The organism is Synechocystis sp. LKSZ1, from assembly GCF_040436315.1.
Taxonomy (GTDB): domain Bacteria; phylum Cyanobacteriota; class Cyanobacteriia; order Cyanobacteriales; family Microcystaceae; genus Synechocystis.
In genome coordinates, this window is the sequence record NZ_AP031572.1 from 840,725 (window position 1) to 860,830 (window position 20,106).

The following is a 20,106-nucleotide window of genomic DNA, read 5'->3' on the forward strand; positions in this document are numbered from 1 at the left end:
GGGCGGGTTAGCACTGGTGCCTTGAAGCTTTCTAGTGTATGAGCCTTCAGGCCTCAAGGGTCTCAAGCCTGCAATTCTTGCTGAACTTCACAACCTATCGTGGCTGATCATCCTTTCCTACGTCTCTTAAACTACGCTCAGGCCTATCGTTCCCAGATTAGCCAGGCGGTATTCTGCTCAATTCTCAACAAAGTCTTTGACTTGGCTCCCCCGGCCCTGATCGGCCTGGCGGTGAATGTAGTGGTTCAGCCCCAACATTCCCTACTGGCCCGTTGGGGTTTCGGCTCGGCCCAGACTCAACTACTGGCTTTAACACTCCTGTCGGCGGTGATTTGGGGCCTAGAATCAGTGTTTGAATACGCCTACGAACGCCTATGGCGCAATCTAGCCCAAAATATTCAGCATGACCTCCGCCTAGCGGCCTACGCCCATCTCCAATCCCTAGAGCTAGCCTATTTTGAAGAACGCAGTACCGGCGGGCTGCTCTCTATCCTGAATGATGATGTCAACCAATTGGAGCGATTTTTAGATGTCGGGGCCAACGAAATTCTACAGGTCTTGACGACGGTGGTCTTGATTGGTGGCGCGTTTTTTGTCCTGACTCCGTCTATTGCCTGGATGGCCATGCTGCCTATCCCCTTTATCCTTATGGGATCTGTGAGCTTCCAGTCTTTTCTGGCCCCGCGCTATAGCCGCGTCCGCGAGAAAGTTAGTCTTCTCAACAGTCGTCTGGCTAATAACCTTAGCGGCATCATGACGATTAAAAGCTTTGCTACGGAGGTGGAGGAAATCGAACGTCTGCGGCTCGATAGTAATGCTTATCGAGATAGCAATCAGCAGGCCATCAGCCTAAGTGCTGCTTTTGTACCTCTAATTCGGATCATTATTTTGGCTGGATTTACGGCCATTCTTTTCTTTGGGGGCCTGGATGTGGTGGCGGGTAAGCTGGACGTGGGTAGTTACAGTATGCTCGTCTTTCTGACCCAGCGTCTCCTTTGGCCCTTGACGGGGTTGGGAAAAACGCTTGATTTATATCAACGGGCCATGGCCTCAACACAGCGAGTGATGGGCCTGTTGGATACTCCCGTCTCGATCCCCAGTGGTCAAGTGGCCCTACCGTCCCAGGCCATTCGCGGCCAACTCGTGTTGGAGGATGTTAGCTTTGCCTACGAAAAGGATTACCCCGTACTTCAACATTTATCTTTGGTCATTCCCGCCGGCCAAACTACCGCCATTGTCGGTGCCACGGGATCCGGTAAGAGTACCCTTGTCAAACTCCTACTGAGGCTATACGACCTGACCAATGGCAAAATTTATCTCGATGGCATTGACCTAGAAACCATTCATTTGGGGAATCTACGCCGGGGCATTGGTTTAGTCAGCCAAGATGTTTTTCTTTTCCATGGAACCGTGCGGGACAATATTGCCTACGGTAGTCCCGATGCGACCCTAGCAGAAATTATCGAAGCCGCTAAAATTGCCGAGGCCCATGAATTTATTGAGCATCTTCCCTACGGTTACGACACCATTGTGGGGGAACGGGGCCAAAAATTATCCGGCGGCCAACGACAACGACTGGCCATTGCTCGAGTGATTCTAAAAAATCCCCCAGTTTTAATTCTGGATGAGGCCACGTCCGCCGTGGATAACGAAACCGAAGCGGCCATTGTCCGTTCCCTCGAACGCATTACCCAAAATCGGACGACCATTGCCATTGCCCATCGCCTTTCTACCATTCGCCATGCCCATCAGATCTGTGTAATTGAAAAGGGCCGACTGGTAGAGCAGGGTACCCACGAAGAACTCCTTCGCTTAGGAGGAATCTATACTGGCCTATGGCAAGTTCAGACTGGCGCTAAATCCCCATTGTCGTCAGAGAGCGTTTTCGAGCAACGATTAAGCTCAGGACGCCTGGGCCCTACAGACCGGTCAACGAGACTATAGAAAGGCTGTGAGGCACCATATTCAATACTTTTTGCAAGACGGCTGTTATGGATAGGAAGCCGTTTCCTATTGCTGTTGGGCCTGGTAGGTATAAAACTCTTTCATTACCCCTAGGGTTTGAAACTGGTAGGTTGGCGCTGGGGAAGGCAACGTCAGGGTTGTCTCGTAGATGCTAAACACCAAAAAGTTTTGTCGAGTGGTTGTATCGGCAATGATGTGCTTGATTTGGAGACGTCCGGTATCTACTAGGGTCTTACAGTAGCTCTGGAGGAATGGCCCTAAATTAGCAGGTGCTTTCGGACAAACTTCCTCTTTGAGGTATACCACTAAGCTTTCCGTCGCATAATGCTCGTAGTCCTTTGGCCCTGGATTATTACAAACCATTAAAATTCCACTCCCCACCAGCAGAATGCCCCCTGTCGTTGTGATTCCCTGCAATATGTTCATGGCCCTCCTCATCACTGCTCTAGCAAAATCATAGTCAATGTTGACCCTCAATCACAGTTGTTTTAGTCAGCGCCTTTATGTTATGCTAGGATACGCTTATGGCGAGCGTAGCCAAGGGGTTAAGGCAGAGGATTGTGGTTCCTCCATTCGTGGGTTCGAATCCCATCGTTCGCCCTTACAAAGTATGGTTTGTGAATGCATACCTAACATGGGATATATGCAAAAAGATTTAGGCATCTCTGAATCTGAAAACGTCTAGCTGCGATTTTTACACAACTTAATTACTATAGGTTCAATCAGTCTTGTAATTATTGAGCCTTGTTGACATAGTAGAAGATTTATATCGCTTTTATGCCTAGCCTAGGAGGGCCAGCCTAGCATGGGTATAGAATATTTTGACGAAGGTGATGGTCATGAACACTCCTCACATTGACCTAACAATCGTATGGGAACGCCTTGCTCACTTTGCGACCCTAGAGGATTTCTGGCAACGGTTTGAGACCATTTACGGAAAAGAATATAACGCAGATTTAGCAGCGTCCTTACGCGCCCAATGGGCCAGGGGGGATTTTAGCCAGTTACCGGCTATCCAAATGATTAATTCAGATATTCTCGGCCTGGCCTCAGGAGCCTACGCCAAGAATCTGAATACGATTTATTTGTCGGCTAGTTTTTGGGAGTCAGCGACCCCTAAGCAGAAAACGGCCGTGATGTTGGAAGAAATTGGCCATTTTGTCGATGGTCTGGTGAACGTTACCGATACAGCCGGAGATGAAGGGGCCATCTTTGCGGCCCTGGTGCTGGGTCAACCTCTATCGGATGCAACGCTACAGGCCTGGCAACAGGAAGATGATACTAAAACCATTGTCATTGGTGGCGAATTAGTCAGTATTGAACAGGCCCTGATTCCGGGCGGCACTCCTGGCAATGATGTCATTAATCTGGGCAACGGCAATAACGTTGATAATGGCGATACGGTTGATGGTGGAGCTGGTAATGATACCCTCATTGTCGATTTTACGAATGCGGATTTCTATGGTCTTGGCTTTAGTTCTTTAGGAATTTTTAACCATGGTGAAGGCATCAATAAATCCTACTATCCCGGCGAGCGTCTGCTAACTATTAGTAATATTGAAAATCTTAATATTACTGGCACTCGCTACCGAGATAATCTCCAGGGCTTTGCTGGAACAGATATTTTAAGCGGTGGAGCTGAGAATGACATTATTAGCGGCAGCGTTAATGACCAATTAGATGGAGGAGCGGACTATGACCTCCTCAATCTAGATCTGAGTAGTGCTACGACCCCAGTCACTATTAACTTCCTGCAAGTGAATAATCAGGTTAGCTATCAAGATACTCTGGTTAAAAACTTTGAGAATATCGGCACCTTAACCACCGGCAGTGGTAATGACGTGATTAATTTGGGTAACACCGATGTCTTGGTCAAGGGCGCTGTCATTAATGCCAATACGGGTAATGATACCGTTATTGCTGATTTTAGTAGTGTTGGCTTTTATGGTCTTAGTTTTGGTAATGGCTTAGGCATTTTTAACCATGGCGAAGGAATCAATAAATCCTACTATCCTGGAGAGCGCCTAATTACCCTCAATAATTTTGAAACTTTCAATCTAACCGGAACTCCCTACAACGATAACCTACAAGGCTTTGCTGGTAATGATACCCTCAGGGGCGGTGAAGGCCAGGATACGTTGAATGGTGGTGGCGGCAGTAACCTGCTTCTTGGTGGCCCTGGTAATGACGTGGTGAGTGGCCATGCGACAGATACGTTGGATGGCGGCGAAGGGTCTGATGTCCTAAATTTAGACCTCTCTGATGCAACGACAACGGTCACGCTTGATTTAACTAATATTGCTAATCAACTCAGTTACACCAATACTCAAGTTAAGAACTTCGAGGCTATCGGTACGATTAAAACAGGTAGTGGAAACGATGGAATTAACATCGGTAGTTCAATTACTGTGGATGATGGCGGTACTGTTGATACTGGGACAGGCATTGATACCCTCATTGTTAATTTTACTAATGCAGATTTCTATGGTCTTAGCTTTGGTTCTTTAGGCATTTTCAATCATGAGGAAGGGGTTAATAAATCCTACTATCCTGGCGAGCGTCTGCTTACCATCAGTAATGTCGAGAATCTAAATATTACGGGTACTCCTTACAAAGACAATCTCCAGGGATTTGCTGGAACAGATATTTTAAACGGTGGAGCTGAGAATGACATTATTAGCGGCAGCGTTAATGACCAATTAGATGGAGGAGCGGACTATGACCTCCTCAATCTAGATCTGAGTAGTGCTACGATCCCAGTCACTGTTAACTTCCTGCAAGTTAATAATCAGGTTAGCTATCAAGATACTCTGGTTAAAAACTTTGAGAATATCGGCACCTTAACCACCGGCAGTGGTAATGACGTGATTAATTTGGGTAACACCGATGTCTTGGTCAAGGGTGCTGTCATTAATGCCAATACGGGTAATGATACCGTTATTGCTGATTTTAGTAGTATCGGCTTTTATGGTCTTGGTTTTGGTAATGGCTTAGGCATTTTCAATCATGAGGAAGGGATCAATAAATCCTACTATCCTGGAGAGCGTTTAATTACCCTTAATAATTTTGAGTATCTGAATATAACGGGGACTTCCTACAACGATAATCTACAAGGCTTTGCGGGTAATGATACCCTCAGCGGTGGTGAAGGCCAGGATACCTTAAATGGTGGTGATGGTAGTAACCTGCTTCTTGGTGGCCCTGGTAATGACGTGGTGAGTGGCCATGCGACAGATACGTTGGATGGCGGCGAAGGGTCTGATGTCCTAAATTTAGACCTCTCTGATGCAACGACAACGGTCACGCTTGATTTAACTAATATTGCTAATCAACTCAGTTATACCAATACTCAAGCTAAGAACTTTGAGGCGATCGGCACCATTCAAACAGGGAGTGGCAATGATCAGATTAACTTAGGTAATTCAAAAACAGTTGATGATGGCGGTAGTGTTGATACTGGGATAGGCGTTGATACTCTCATTGTTGATTTTACGAATGCAGATTTCTATGGCCTTAGCTTTAGTGGTTTAGGTATTTTTAACCATGAGAAAGGGGTGAATAAATCCTACTATGTTGGTGAGCGTCTGCTAACTATCAGTAATGTCGAGAATTTAAATATTACGGCTACTCCCTACCGAGATACCCTCCAGGGCTTTGCCGGCAATGACACCTTAAATGGTGGTTTAGGTGATGATATTATTCATGGTGGCATGGGCAATGATCGTCTCTTGGGTGGTGGTGGAAAAGACTCACTGTATGGACAGGATGGTGATGACACTTATACCATTAATTCCAACAATACAGTAGGAACAATCATCCAGGATTCCTCGGGAAGTGACACCTTAATCATAGAAAATGGTCAACTCACGTTGGCTAAAGCCCAGGCTGGAAAAATGGGTTTTGGCCGTGCCAGTTTCAGCACAACCTTAATGATTGACCTAGATCAAAATGGTATTCTAGATCTAAGTAAAGATTTAAGTATTCTTGACTTTTACAACACGACTTCTTCCAATGCTGCTGGGAGTGGCTTTATCGAAAATATAGGTAGCTTTTCTGGAGCTGATATTCTGGCGTTGGAATTACCGAGTGGTTACCTAGGAACCCTGAACAAAGAATTAATTATTAATGATTCCGTCAGTACCGAAGATTGGTATGCATTTAAGTTAGACACGGAAACAAATTTAGATTTCTCTCTCACTAACTTAACGGGTAGTATTGGAGATGCTCGGATTTTTGATGCGTCTCGGACACCATTCCAACACCTCGGCACAGATTATAATCTCAATCTTGTTCCTGGGGTGTATTATATTGCCATCAATGGTGCTAGTAATTATACGCTTACCTTAGATCCCATTCCTCTGCTAGATTCTGCCGGTAATTCCATGGCGACAGCTCGAGATCTTGGCTTCTTAAATGGGAGTCAAACAGTGAGCGATTTTGTAGGCAATATTGATTCTGTTGATTTTTACCGTTTCTATCTCAGTAAAGCCGGCAGTTTTAATGTTACAGGCCAGCAAAATCTCACACTTTCCTTGCTCAATAGTCAAGGTAATATCGTTAATATTTCTAGTTGGAATAACTTAACGGCTGGTACTTACTATCTAAAAGTTCAGCCCCAAGGCAATACAGTTCCCTACAACCTAACCCTCACGGCTAATCTTTCCCAGACCGCTGTTCCCCTCGATGTTCTCCGTATTACTCCTCCGGCTGGTAGTAATTTAGGCACAATCACCATTGCCGTCACCGGAACCCAATTTAGCCCTGATAGTCGTCTGAGCTTGGTGGCCCCCAATGGCACTCCCTATCCAGCTCAAAACGTCACTTGGTATGATGCCAGCACCTTGGCCGGAACCTTTAACCTCCAGGGCCTGGGCACGGGCCTATACGATGTCCGTGTAGAATCCGGGGGCCTGACCGATAGCCTCAACGATGTCTTTACGGTTAACAATCAAGCAGTTAACAGCAATATTCTCTTCAATAACGACAACCTAGAAGTTTCCCTCGCGGCTCCCGATGGGGTGCGGCCCTGGTGGACAGGGGAAGTAGTGATTACCTACCGCAACAAAGGCCAAAGCGATATGGTGGCCCCACTCCTCAGCCTCAAGGCAGATAAGGCCCAACTCCGGTTTGATGGCCAGGATGAATTTACCGCCAATCCCTTGCAATTTTTGGCCGGTGGCTCTGATCCCGTTATGGGTATCCTCTCACCGGGAGAAAGCGGCTCGATCACGGCCCTGTTTCTCCCTAATCCCTCCCAGGTCAATACCCAGGTGAATTTCTCGGTGGATGTGGCCAAACTCTATACCGGTTCCAGTAGTGCCCCTGTTGCCACGACAATGGAATGGGCCACGATCAAACCGAATTTGAAACCCATCGATATCACTGACGAGGCCTGGAATCTGATCTGGAGTAATTTTACGCAGGAGGTCGGGGCCAACGTGGCCCAATATCAAGCTGTACTCGCTGAAAATGCGACCTATCTGAGCCAACTGGGTGAAAAAACCAATGAAGTCGGCCGACTCTTGGCCTTTGAACTTGCTCAGGCTAGCGCCTTTGGGGCCATTCCCCAACGCTTTGAAAAAGATGTCTTTGGCTACGGTTTCCGCTTTGCCTTCCGCTATGGCCTCAGTGTAGATGGGGATGGTAATGTCCGAATTAAATTACCAGACCGGACTCAATCTGGCCTGTTTATCAAACAACCCGATGGTATCAGTTACCTCACCCCGGATAATTGGGCGGCCGCGCTTGTTAAAGATGGCACCAATTACCGCTTAACCCAAAAAGACGGCTCGAAGCTCCTCTTCACCAGCACTGGCCAGGCCAGTTACCTAGAAGATAACAACGGCAATCGTCTCAGCTTTACCTACAGCGGCGACCGTCTCACCAAGGCCAGCTATGCCAACGGCGACAGTTTAACCTTTGAGTACAACGGTCAGGGCCGCGTCACCAAAGTCACCGACCAGGCCGGTCGGAGCACCACCTATGGCTACGATGGTACGGGGAATTATCTACTCAATGTCACGACGCCCGACGGCACTACCAGCTATGCCTACGTCACCAGTGGGGCCGCTAAAAATGCCTTGAGTTCCATTACTTACGCTGACGGTAGTCAAAATCTATTTACCTACGATGGCCAGGGCCGTCTGAGTGGCCAAACCAGCAACGGTGGGGCCCAGGCCGTCACTTACCGCTACGACAGCACCGGGGGCGTCACCATTACTGAGGCCAACGGGGCCGTTACCAAACAATTCCTCAATGACCGGGGTGACATGGGCCGCTTGGTGGATCCCCTCAACCGCTCGGTTCTCTATCGCTACGATGATCAAGGTAATTTAACGCAATTGATTGGCCCGGAACAAACCGTCAACAGCTTTAGCTACGACGCCCAGGATAATTTGCTCAGTGCCGTTAATCCTCTAGGCCAACGCTTAGAATTTACCTACGGAACCGCCTTTGATCGGTTAACGAAGGTACAAGATCCGAAGGGCAATCCTCTGCTCTACAACTACGATGCCAAGGGGAATCTGACGGCTATTACTTACACCGATGGCACCTTGGAAAGTTTTGGCTACGATGACAAGGGCAATCTCACCCTGTCGACCAACCGCAGTGGCCAGGCCATTAAATATACCTACGACGCCAAATTCCAACTCTTAAACAAAGAATACGCCGATGGTCCCAAGGCCACCTTTACCTACGACGCTCGGGGCAATCTCCTCACCGCCGTCGATAGCGACAGTAACCTCAGCTTCACCTACGATAGTGCTGACCGTTTAACCAAAGTCACCGATGGCGAGGGCCGTTTTGTGGCCTATACCTACGACACGGCGGGCCGGCGGACTCAGATCAGTGACCAGCTTGGCCATGTCACTAAATATAATTACGATACCCTCGGCCGTTTGGCCAGCGTCAAAGATGGCAGTAATGCTTTAATCGCTGCCTATGCCTACGATACGGTCGGCCGTCTGAGCCGCAGTGACAATGGCAATGGCACCTACACCACCTACAGTTACGATGCCGCAGGCCAACTGCTGAGCTTGGTCAACTACAAAGCCGATGCCAGTGTTAACTCCCGCTTTGGCTATGGTTATGATGCCCTCGGCCGTCGGGCCAGTATGACCACCCTAGAGGGCGTGACCAACTATAGCTACGACGCAGCTGGTCAATTGATCGCTGTCAGTCTTCCCAGTGGCCGCTTGATTCAATACCAATACGACGCGGCCGGCAACCGCACCAAAGTGATTGATAGTGGCGTGACTACCAACTACAGCAGTAATGCTCTCAATCAATACACTACCGTCGGGGCCGCCACCTATAGCTACGATGCCAATGGTAATTTGATCAGCAAAACCCAGGCCGGTAATAGCAGTAGCTACAGCTACGACAGCGAAAACCGTCTCATCAGCGTTACCACCGTCGATGGCAACTGGATTTACGAATACGATGCCCTCGGCAATCGCATTGCCAGTGTCCACAATGGCCAACGGACTGAATTCTTGCTCGATCCCACGGGCCTGGTGAATGTGATGGGGGAATATGACAGCAATGGCAACCTGGTGGCCAACTACACCTACGGCTTTGGACTGGAAAGCATGGCCCGGAATGGCAGTCAGAATTACTATGACTTTGATGCCATTGGTTCCGTAGCCGGCTTAACCAATAGCGCTGGGAGCTACATCAATCAATACCGCTACCTACCCTTTGGTGAAAATCTCGTCACCACCGAAGGCCTAGTCAATCCCTTTGAGTTCGTTGGCCAATGGGGCGTGATGGACGAAGGCAATGGCCTAGACTTTATGCGGGCCCGCTATTACAGCCCTGGCCTGGGATCTTTCTTAAGCCCTGATCCCTTAGGGATAGATAGCGGTGATGCCAATTTGTATCGCTATGTAGGAAACAATGCAACTAATCAGATAGATCCTCTTGGTCTAGATGCTTTCTTGACTTTTCTTATATACACCTATGGTGCAGCGGCGGTTGCATTGGTTGGTTATTCCCTTAAACCCAAAATAGAGTCGCTTTATAATTGGTTAGCGGCTGGCAAACCGGCTGAAGACGTGATAGAAAACTCTACGGCAATTAGAGCGATAGTGGTTCTAGCGGTCTTACAAGCAGCTGCATCAGTCGATCTAGGTCTTCCCCTAGTAGGTGTTTCCACGGCATTGGCGCCTTCATTGATCCCGGCGGCGCTTGTTGCTTTGTTTGCATGGGCAGGTGTTAAAGCGGTTAGGTATGTCGATGCAAAGATTGATTCTGCTTACCCAAATTCGATTCCAAATCTAATCAACTCGATCCTTGGCGAAGATATTTGGCTACCTGGAGGGCTTTTGGGCCCAGGCCCTAGTCAAACGATTGCCACCGACTCAACCGGTGTTGTTGTTTCCCGTGATCCCAACGATGTGGTTGGGCCAAAAGGATTTGGTGACCAGGGTTGGCTAATTCCAGACCAAGTTCTGCCCTACATGATCCGTTTTGAAAACGATAAAAAGGCAATCGCCCCGGCCGTCTTTGTCACCGTTACTCACCAAATCGACTCAGATCTCGATTGGACAAGCTTTGAATTGGGCGCCTTTGGCTTTGGTAATTTCCGCATTGATGTTCCCGAGGGCTTCCAAAACTACGAGGCACGGGTCGATGCCACGGCTACTATGCCCTACTACGTTGACTACAAAGCCACTTTCAATCCTAGCACAGGCCAAGTCACTTGGACGTTGACCACCATTGATCCCAAAACCGGGCAACTTCCCACCGGCCTATTGGATGGTTTCTTACCTCCCAATGACCCCGAAACCCACTCCGGCGAAGGCTTTGTGAGCTACAAAGTAGAAGCCAAACCCAACTTGGCCACGGGCACCCAACTCGATGCCAAGGCCCGGATTGTCTTCGATACCAACGACCCTATTGATACCCCGCTCCATCGCAATACCGTGGATATCAATGGCCCGAGTAGTAGCGTCCAGGCCCTGCCAGCCAATAGCCCCACAAGCTTTACCGTTACTTGGGGCGGCACTGACGCCCCCGGTAGTGGTATCGCCTCCTACGATATTTACGTTTCGACCGATAGTGGCCCCTTTGTCCTCTGGCAAGATGACATCACCGCTACCTCTGCCAGCCATACCGGCCAAATTGGCCATACCTATGCGTTTTATAGCGTGGCTACGGATCATGTCGGTCATACTGAGGCCCCACCGGCCCTGGCCGATACCTCGACCACTGTTACCAGTCAGGCCAATATCACTCTAAGTATAAGTGACCGCTCTCAACTGGAAGGGGATAGTAATAACTCAATGGTCTTTACCGTTGATCTCTCTGAACCTAGTACCCAAACTGTTATCGTTCAATACGCCACGGCCGATCACAACAATACAGCTAAGGCCGGTTCTGACTACATCGCCACCAGTGGCACCTTGACCATTCCAGCCGGCCAACTCAGCGGACAAATTCCCGTCACTATCATTGGTGATACTCTGGACGAAAATAGCGAAACCTTCGTAGTTAACCTGAGCAATCCTGTAGGGGCGACTTTACTTGATGGCCAGGCCATTGGCACCATTGAACAGGATGATCCTTCCACGGCCCCCTTGGTGCTGAAAGGTGGAACCATCCAGATCGCCTACGTGGCCTACTACGGCCGGCCTGGTGACCCTGGTGGCCTCGCCTTCTGGAACCAAAAATTTGAAGAGAGCAAAGTCGTCTTTGGCGGTGGCGATCCCCTCACCGGCGATGAAGAAAGTCTTTATAATTCCCTTGCCGCAGCTTTTGGAGAAAGTGCCGAAGCGAATCGACTCTTTGGTGGTAAAAGCAGTGCTCAGAAAGTGAATGAGGTTTATCGAATGGCCTTTAACCGGGATGCAGAACCCGCTGGTCGGGATTTCTGGGCCGGTCATTTAGATGCTGGCAACATCACCTTGGCTAATTTTGCTCTCTACGTGGCCCTTGGGGCAGCCAACGAGGATATTAGTACCCTCCGTAATAAGCTGGCCAGTGCTGATTTAATGAGCAAGGCCATTGACACTGAGCTAGAACGCCGAGCCACTTCTACTCCTGCTAATGAGGCCTTTGGTCGCAATTGGTTAGATCCCTTTGGAGATACCAGTGCGTCTCTCTATGCCGCTGAAACGGCCCTGGCTGGTTTTGTAGCAGATTCTGGCTTAGGCTAGATGACAACTTCCAATGCCGAATAATCAAGTTATAGCTGATTTGATTTATTATAGGACAATCACAGATGGACAAAGCCTTGCTAATCAAGAATCTCAGTCAAGTAATTTGTATCATTCTCAATCTAAACAGCTGTAACACTCGTTTTTCTGACGAGTCTTTTTCAGACACGACATTAGCCCTTGACCAGCTTTTTTCCGTCGCAAAATCAGTCAGAATATCAAGGTCAAAAAAGTCGGCGCTGATTTGAGTTCCTAGAACAATCTGACTGGCCCTGCAATCTCACTTCTAGGCCCGGTCGACACGCATAAAAAAACGACTTGGATTTTATTCTTCCGCAACTTGACCGTGAAAATAGCGCTGAAAAAAAAGAAGCCATTCAATCGTCAAAATTCAATAAAGTGAATCACTTTGACTTCCAAAGATAAGGACTCTCCCTGATACTGCTGTGCTTGATGGTTTATTTTGTCTAATTGGTTCAAAGCCAGACTACAAGGCATTCCATACTTTGCCTTCACCCGATCGCTGGCGATCATCAACGCGATGCGAGATCGGGTGACAAATTCATCCAGCGAATAGGATTGATTGGGCGTGAAGTAGTCCTTGACAACAAGAGAAGGAGAATAGCAGATTTCTTGAGTCCCATCAGGCCATTGAATCTGAAAGCGGATTTCTGGCATGGATGAATTGCTGATAGTGATCTAGATGCATTGTAGCGGATGCCTTCCAGGAATAGGTTTCAATCACTGAATGACTTTTTTGAATACAGGCCTGAGCCAAATCAGGTTGAACACTTTTCAGCATCGCCTGGGCAATGGCATCCGCATCGGAAGGATCCACCCAAAACGTTTGCTCAGACGCCAGAAATTCAGTGAAAGGAGCCTGATGCGAAAGAATTGTCGGTAAACCACTGGCGATCGCCTCAAGCACAACCAATCCCCAACCTTCTTTAACCGAGGGAAACACAAAACTATCAGCACAGCGATACAGGGCAGGCAGATCCTCATCTGCAATCACCCCAGGAAGGACGATCGCCGGCTCCACCCCCAGTTCCTTCACCTGTTGAAAAAACTGCTCCCGATAGGCCTGATAGTCAAACAGAGTCGCCCCCCCTGCAATCACAAGTTGCGCGTGAGGCAGGGCATAGCGTACCTGAGCAAACGCTTTGACTAATTGCAAAGTATTTTTTCGAGGTTCAATGCCACCAACCGTGAAAAACACCGGATTGCCTGTAATCCCTAATTGTTGTTTGAGAGAGGAGTCACGGTGAGAAGGTGTAGCAGTAAAGCGATCGGGATCAACGCCGTTGATTACTCTGGGGGCCTGAATTTGATACTGGTGAGCCAACTGCTGCTGCCAGTAGTCACTCACACAAAGGCAGAGATCCGGTTCATGGATCGATCGCTCCTGACATTGCTGGAGATACACACTCTGATACTCTTCAATGTGGTGAACCGTGCGGATAAAGTAAGGAATCTTTTCTCGTTGACGAAGAATTGCCAGAGCATTAGCACTAATGCAATCTTGTGCATGGAAAACCTCATGGCAAACGGTTTGCAAATGCTGATCTAAAAAATTGACAAATTCATTGATGCGCTGTTGAATCAGTTGATCAATACTCTGAGGAGCTACACTGGCAGGAACAAGTTGATAGGAGCAGTCCAGCGATCGTCCAAATCCCTGTCCATCTTTGTCTAAGGCATAAATGCAAACCGAGTGACCTGCATGATGCAATGCATTTGCTAGTTCTAGAGTATGGATAACGCTCCCTCTAGGCTTGGTGGAGTAGGTCAACAGAGCAATGCGCATAAAACCTACGTCGTTCCTTCAGGGTGAAATCCAGTCAGGGGACGGTGGTTAAAATCCCAAAAACTGATCGATTCCTGCTGAAGTTGCAACACCAATTCACTGCCAGAGTTGATTTCGCCAATCACCTCGCAGGTCAACTGACGATCGCGAAACAGCTTTTGTACCAGCGTTACCTGGGCCGTATCAACACTCAGCAGGAAACCGTAACTGGGAAAAACGGTCAGCCAGGTTTCTAACGGTGTGCTGGCTGGTCGAGGAATCGACTCCAGGTTCAAAACCGCACCCCTGCCAGAGGTTTCCAGCAACATGAGCGTCGTACCGATGATCCCTCCCATGCTGATATCTTTACCCGCCTTACAAAGCCCTATTTCTGCAAGATGAGGTAACAGCGCCAGGTTGGTTTGTAACCGGGTAGGTTCTGCTTTTGTTGCTGCATTCCAAAAGGGAAACGTGGGATGCATTGCGCCGTTGAGATCAACCACCATCAGCAATTGTTGACCGGGTTGGGCGTCAAAGCTGGTGATCAATCGCGTCGCTCGTCCCAGAATAGAGACTGACAGAGCATTGTAGGGACTATGGCAGTTGGTATGCCCACCGACGATCGGTAGGTTATAGGCCTGGGCAGCGGCCTGCATTCCAGCCCAAAGGGGTTGAGCCTGCTCAAGAGACTGGCTCCAAATTGTATCCACGACAGCGATCGCCCGTCCACCCATAGCACAGATATCACTGACATTCACCATCACCGCAGACCAGCCTGCAAACCAGGGATCTTGTTCTACGAAGAACGGCATCATCCCTTCACTGGCCAGCAACAAATACCCGTCGCCATCGGGAATAGCTGCACAGTCATCCCCGGGGCGTATATCCGCCAAAATCTGGAGCATTTCTGGCTTGAGGATACTCAGCGCCGTCTGGATGTCTTGTTTATGCAAAATTCCAATGGAGTTCTGCAACTGGGCAATCAGAGCAGCTAGCATCAGGAAGCTTCCCTGACTTGAAACGGTAAGGCAGGACGAACTTCGTTAGTAGCCGGGTAATAGTTTAAATCGGCCTGCATTAGGTGATGGGGGCGATCGCAAATGGTCATCTCATCCACGGATTGCCAGTGTAACCGTTGAAAGAAGCGGACATTTTGCAGTTGAACGGTAGCCAAAAATTGTTCACATCCCCAGGTATTAGCGGTTGTGACGGCTTTGTAGATTAAGCCTTTACCAATTTGCCAGCCCTTGCGGTAGTCTGGATGGGTGCCTAATCGTCCACCATACCAGAAGCCGGGCTTGGTTTCATAAATTCGTACAACCCCTACAATCTCATCTTTTGGCTTGCCAAAATTCGAGTGAATCATGTTTCTGGGGTGAACTGCAATGATGGGATAGGCAATGTTATCGATTTCATCCACATCACTGCCCTGAAAAAGCTGCTGTTCCTGTACAAAAATGGTTTTACGCAGAGCAAAGTACGTAGTGATTTCTTCCGGGGTGGTGGCTAGTTTGAATTGATAGTGAGTCATTGTTCTGGAAGTGTAATGAATACCTAAGCTGCTTCAAAACTTGAAAGAGCAGAACAGGCTCCGCACTTGGCACATCCAGCTTTCATATCGGTCGATCTCAGTCCGGATTGCTTCAGCATCGCCCCTACCCGCTCATAAATGGCCTGCATAAACTCACTGCTGGGTGCTGGGTGCTGAGCTAGAGGCGTACCACTGATCGGAACAAAGGGAACTACAAAGGGATAAACTCCCAGTTGAATCAGGCGATCGCACAGCTCCGTCAGCGTTTCTAGACTATCCCCTAGACCGGCTAAGAGGTAGGTGCTGACCTGTCCCCAACCAAATACCTTGACAGAAGCTTGAAACGCATCAAAGTAATGAGCTAACGGCACAGAGGCCTTTCCTGGCATAATTCTTGCCCTAACCGCTGGGTCGGCGGCTTCCAGATGCATCCCCAAATTCTCAATGCCTGCCGCTTTCATGCGCTCAAACCAGACAAAATCCTCTGGTGGTTCACATTGAGCCTGGATCGGCAAATCGACTCTGGCTTTGATAGCTCTGGCACATTCGGTTAAGTACGCAGCACCTCGATCATTAGTATTGGGTGTTCCAGTGGTCATCACCAGTTGCCGCACTCCATCCAACCGAACCGCAGCTGCAGCCACTTCCGCCAATTGGGCGGGCGTTTTGCGGGCAATCGTGCGCCCTGCCTCTAGCGACTGGCCAATGGCGCAAAACTGGCAAGAGGTGGCTTTGTCGTTGTAGCGCATACAGGTTTGCAGCACCGTTGTTGCCAACACATCACGGCTGTGCAGTAGGGCAATTTTCCAGTAGGGAATGCCGTCGGCGGTGCTGAGGTCATAAAACCGAGGCCGCTGGGGAAAGGAAATCTGGGCGATGTCTTGATCCTGAAACCGCAACTTGGCCTGACCGGGGGTGGAGTCGAGCATAGCGGCATAGGGCGATCGCGTCGCCGACTCCGTAAAGATCGGCACCATCACCGTGGTGTCATCAATGGTGATGGCTTTGTGATCCGACGGGCCCGCGCCCCCCTTGCGACCCATCACGGTCGATGTGGGTTCAATCCACTGCAAGCCATAGGTTTGCAGTTGGGCAATGAGTTCTTGCTTCGTCAAGTGTAGCTGACTGATCGATGGCTGATTCCGTTGCTGAGTCATGTGGGTTGCCGCTCCCAACGAAATTTGCGATCGGATTCTTGAATTGGGATATCGTTGATGCTGGCGAATCGGCGCATCATCAGCCCATTGTCAGCAAATTCCCAGTTCTCATTGCCGTAGGAGCGATACCAGAAACCGGAATCATCGTGCCATTCGTACTCAAACCGCACGGCAATGCGATTCTCCATAAAGCACCACAGTTCCTTTTTCAAGCGATAGTCCAACTCTTTCGCCCATTTTCGCTTTAGGAACTCGACAATCTGGGCGCGTCCAGCCAAAAACTCAGCCCGATTGCGCCATTCGGAATCTTCGGTATAGGCGAGGGCGACACGTTCTGGGTCACGGGTATTCCAGGCATCTTCAGCCGCTTGGACTTTGGCTTTGGCGGTTTCGAGGGTAAACGGGGGTAGGGGAGGTTTCATGGTGATTCATTCAGGGTGAACGCAGGTGAAACGGCATTCGCGTCTGGAACGGGCAAATCCAGTTGGGCTAAGTCTGAGACAGGGGTGGGGGCGATCAGGGGTTGAGCGGTCAGGTTGGTATGCAGTTGCAGTAAGTCGGGGCGGGAGTAATGACCAACGGAGTCCATCATCCTTTTGCGCTTGGTGATCAGGGAGAAGTCGAGGTCGGCGATCGCCATTCCTTCCCCGTCGATCACAGGCGGGCAGAGGTGATTGCCTTCTGGGCCAATAATGGCTGTGTTGCAGCCGCCGCTGAGGACTCGTTGCAGCTTTTCATCGGGGGTAATTTGCCCCACCTGTTCCGGTGACAGCCACGCGGTGGCATTGATCACAAAACAACCCGATTCCAGGGCGTGATGGCGAATGGTGACTTCGATTTGATCGGCAAAAATCTGCCCGACCATGGAACCGGGAAACTGGGCACAGTGGATTTGTTCGTGCTGCGTCATCAGGGCAAACCGAGCTAGGGGATTGTAATGTTCCCAACAGGCCAATGCTCCCAGCCGTCCCACTGTGGTGTCCACCGTTCGCAGTCCGGCTCCGTCGCCCTGCCCCCAGACCATGCGCTCATGGTAGGTCGGGGTGATCTTGCGCCGTTTCAGCAACAGGGTGCCATCGGCATCAAAGATCAGTTGGGTGTTGTAGAGGGAGCCATGATCGCGCTCATTGACTCCCAAGACAACGACAATATTGTAGGAACGGGCAGCTCGACTGACGGCATCGGTGGTTGGCCCTGGAATAGTCACCGCTTCTTCGTACAGCCGCATGTGTTCTTTGCCCATCAGCACAGGTGGTTGCACAAAGGAGAAGTAGGGATAGTAGGGCACAACGGTTTCGGGAAAAACTACCAGTTGCGCCCCTTCCCCTGCGGCTTTGGCAATTGCCTGCAAGACTTTCTCAGTGGTGCCCTCGCGACTAAACAGCACTGGACTGATTTGAACTGCCGCTGCACGAACAATGCGTGAATAATCCATAGGTGATTGGAAGGGTAAAAATCCTAGAGTGTCCAGGTATCGAGAATGAAGGCTCCATCCTTGCGATGCAGCAAGACCAAATCCAGCACATCCAGCGGATTAATCGGGCGAATGCCGGGAATCAACGAGGGTTCGCCGTGACCATACAGGGCTTGCAGCGCGAAGCGACAGGCATAGACTTTGCCACCTTCCGCCATAAACTTGGTCAATTGTTCATTGAAGTTTTGGTGTCCTGGAAAAGCGGCATCACCGAGTTTCGGAAATCCCCGTTGCACACCCAAGGTTACGCCGGGGCCATACAACAGCACTGAAGTTTCAAACCCCTTGCGCTGTAGTCGGGTGGCTTGCAGTAAATTGACAAAGCCGATCGAGCCTTCAAAGGCAACAGTGTGGAACGTCACCAGGGCTTTTTCGCCCGGTTCGGCTTTGACATCGGGAAAAACCTTTTCTTCGTAATCAACAAAGAAATCACCAGTTTGATGCGCTGGGGCAGTCACTTCAGCCATAATTGCTTCCTTTTGTTTTGCTGGATTTCCAGCCACATTACTGGGTTGCCAGGACGAGGATTTGTATCTCCAGTTACAGAGTCCAGAAGACTACCCATAGGGTCAGGTTAGCGATCGCCAATGGGCTGAGGCCGGGGCGATCGGCCTGTCATACCTGTTTAAATCGATAGGTGGTCGTGACTACGATCCCAGCAAAAATTCATTCACTACACTCCAGGCATTGTTGGTTGAAATCCGTCGCCGAGCCGCAAGATAATCGGCCAGATAGACTGCATCCCGCGCAATGCCGGAAAATCGCCCCGAACCCCAGGTATACAGCCAGGGCAACCCCAGGAAGTACAGCCCCCAGATAGGAGTTACGCCACGCTCATGGCTGGGATAGCCTTTGCCGTTAAACACAGGCACATCCATCCAGCTAAAGTCTGTTTGATACCCCGTACACCAAATCACGGTCTGGATGTTGGCGGCCCCAATATCGATCACAGGTTGCTCCTCGGTGGGTTGCCAAACGGGATGGTAAGGTGGTTCAGTGGGGGCATTCAGGTGGTTTTTGGCAATGAAAGCGTCGATGGTCTGTTTAATGCTTTCGGAGACGGCATCGGCCTGGTCTAAATTTTGCTTCAGGTCGGGATTGAACTGAAGTTCTGTCCCATGAATCCGCTGTAACCGTCCGTGCAGTTGCATCCCTTCCTTGGCAAACTGCCGCAGGTCAATCTCCCGCCCGCCATCGCGTCCAGTTAAGTAATGGTTGGCCTTGGCGCGGACTTTATCTTTTTGGGGATGCTCGTCAATCGGCAAGTCGTAGTATCCCATCTGATCCAACCAGTCCACTACATCTTTGCCCCGGTAACGACGGGGCGATCGCGGCGCACTGCCCATACTTAAATGCACGGTACGACCGGCCAGATGCAAATCTTCGGCGATCTGGCAGCCCGATTGGCCAGTGCCAACCACCAGCACGGCTCCCGGTGGTAATGCATCTGGATTTTTATACTCCGACGCATGGATTTGCTGGACTGTGGCGGGGAGTCGCTCCGCCATGCGAGGAATTTTGGGCTGGTGATAGCCGCCTGTCGCAATTACCACCTGATCTGCCGTGTAGGTGCCGATTGAGGTCTGGAGTTCGAACCGATTGTGCGTTTCGTCTTTCCACAACCGCAAGACTTCTACACCTTCTCGAATCGGTGGCTCAAAGGAGGCCGCAAAGGCTTGGATATACTGGACAATTTCATCTTTCACCATGAATCCCTGGGGGTCACTCCCCGGATAGGGAAATCCCGGTAACTGACATTGCCAGTTGGGTGTGACCAGACAGAAGCTATCCCAGCGCTTTTCTCGCCAGGCATACCCAATTTGATTTTTTTCAAAAATAAGATGGTCAATGCCGCGTTCTTTCAGGCAATAGCTTATGGAAAGCCCAGCCTGCCCGCCGCCAACGATAACCACCGAATAGTGATTTCTCATAGGGTGTAGATCAGTTGTTTGTTGTGGATAATGTTATGAATCAACTGACAGTCAGCCTAAAGTTGACCTTTGAAAGCCTTTGTATTTATAGATACGGAAATC

12 protein-coding genes and 1 tRNA gene are annotated in these 20,106 nt (G+C 49.6%); 3 read left to right on the top strand and 10 right to left on the bottom strand.

Features of this window, described 5'->3' with window-relative positions; translation table 11 throughout:
* Positions 1-99: 99 nt before the first annotated feature.
* Positions 100-1,944, top strand: a complete 1,845-nt coding sequence (locus ABXS88_RS04060; protein ID WP_353673912.1) for an ABC transporter ATP-binding protein — start codon at positions 100-102, stop codon at positions 1,942-1,944.
* Between the two features lie 66 nt (positions 1,945-2,010).
* Here the strand turns inward: ABXS88_RS04060 and ABXS88_RS04065 are convergent, their stop codons facing one another.
* Positions 2,011-2,391, bottom strand: coding sequence for a DUF4359 domain-containing protein (locus ABXS88_RS04065; protein WP_353673913.1), 381 nt, complete (start codon positions 2,389-2,391; stop codon positions 2,011-2,013).
* 101 nt (positions 2,392-2,492) lie between these two features.
* Here ABXS88_RS04065 and ABXS88_RS04070 point away from each other — a divergent pair.
* Positions 2,493-2,565 (top strand) — tRNA-His (locus ABXS88_RS04070).
* A 239-nt stretch (positions 2,566-2,804) separates the two neighbouring features.
* Positions 2,805-12,125, top strand: a complete 9,321-nt coding sequence (locus ABXS88_RS04075; protein ID WP_353673914.1) for an RHS repeat-associated core domain-containing protein — start codon at positions 2,805-2,807, stop codon at positions 12,123-12,125.
* Between the two features lie 384 nt (positions 12,126-12,509).
* On the opposite strand, the gene ABXS88_RS04080 is transcribed toward ABXS88_RS04075, so the two are convergent.
* The 9 genes from ABXS88_RS04080 to ABXS88_RS04120 form a co-directional block, all read right to left on the bottom strand.
* Positions 12,510-12,803: an MSMEG_0570 family nitrogen starvation response protein gene (locus tag ABXS88_RS04080; RefSeq protein ID WP_353673915.1), complete on the bottom strand. Its 294-nt coding sequence runs from the start codon at positions 12,801-12,803 to the stop codon at positions 12,510-12,512.
* On the bottom strand, positions 12,769-13,932 hold the full coding sequence (locus tag ABXS88_RS04085; protein ID WP_353673916.1) for an MSMEG_0565 family glycosyltransferase: 1,164 nt from the start codon (positions 13,930-13,932) through the stop codon (positions 12,769-12,771). Before ABXS88_RS04085 ends, ABXS88_RS04080 begins: the two co-directional genes overlap by 35 nt.
* A gap of 5 nt (positions 13,933-13,937) precedes the next feature.
* Positions 13,938-14,909 carry a sll0787 family AIR synthase-like protein gene (locus ABXS88_RS04090; RefSeq protein ID WP_353673917.1) on the bottom strand — a complete coding sequence of 324 codons (972 nt, stop codon included), beginning with the start codon at positions 14,907-14,909 and terminating at the stop codon, positions 13,938-13,940.
* Entirely contained in the window at positions 14,909-15,442 is a 534-nt protein-coding gene (locus ABXS88_RS04095) for an MSMEG_0567/Sll0786 family nitrogen starvation N-acetyltransferase (protein WP_353673918.1), read from the bottom strand. The genes ABXS88_RS04090 and ABXS88_RS04095 overlap by 1 nt, the downstream gene beginning before the upstream one ends.
* Before the next feature lie 23 nt (positions 15,443-15,465).
* The gene (locus ABXS88_RS04100; protein WP_353674773.1) at positions 15,466-16,557 is read right to left on the bottom strand and encodes an MSMEG_0568 family radical SAM protein; all 1,092 of its coding nucleotides are present in this window, start codon (positions 16,555-16,557) and stop codon (positions 15,466-15,468) included.
* A gap of 38 nt (positions 16,558-16,595) precedes the next feature.
* Complete coding sequence (locus ABXS88_RS04105) at positions 16,596-17,027, bottom strand: nuclear transport factor 2 family protein (protein WP_353674774.1); 432 nt, start codon at positions 17,025-17,027, stop codon at positions 16,596-16,598.
* The gene (locus tag ABXS88_RS04110; RefSeq protein ID WP_353673919.1) at positions 17,018-18,034 is read right to left on the bottom strand and encodes a Nit6803 family nitrilase; all 1,017 of its coding nucleotides are present in this window, start codon (positions 18,032-18,034) and stop codon (positions 17,018-17,020) included. The genes ABXS88_RS04105 and ABXS88_RS04110 overlap by 10 nt, the downstream gene beginning before the upstream one ends.
* 23 nt (positions 18,035-18,057) lie before the next feature.
* The gene (locus ABXS88_RS04115) at positions 18,058-18,540 is read right to left on the bottom strand and encodes an MSMEG_0572/Sll0783 family nitrogen starvation response protein (RefSeq protein ID WP_190571457.1); all 483 of its coding nucleotides are present in this window, start codon (positions 18,538-18,540) and stop codon (positions 18,058-18,060) included.
* Between the two features lie 180 nt (positions 18,541-18,720).
* Complete coding sequence (locus ABXS88_RS04120; RefSeq protein ID WP_353673920.1) at positions 18,721-20,004, bottom strand: MSMEG_0569 family flavin-dependent oxidoreductase; 1,284 nt, start codon at positions 20,002-20,004, stop codon at positions 18,721-18,723.
* Between the last annotated feature and the right edge of the window lie 102 nt (positions 20,005-20,106).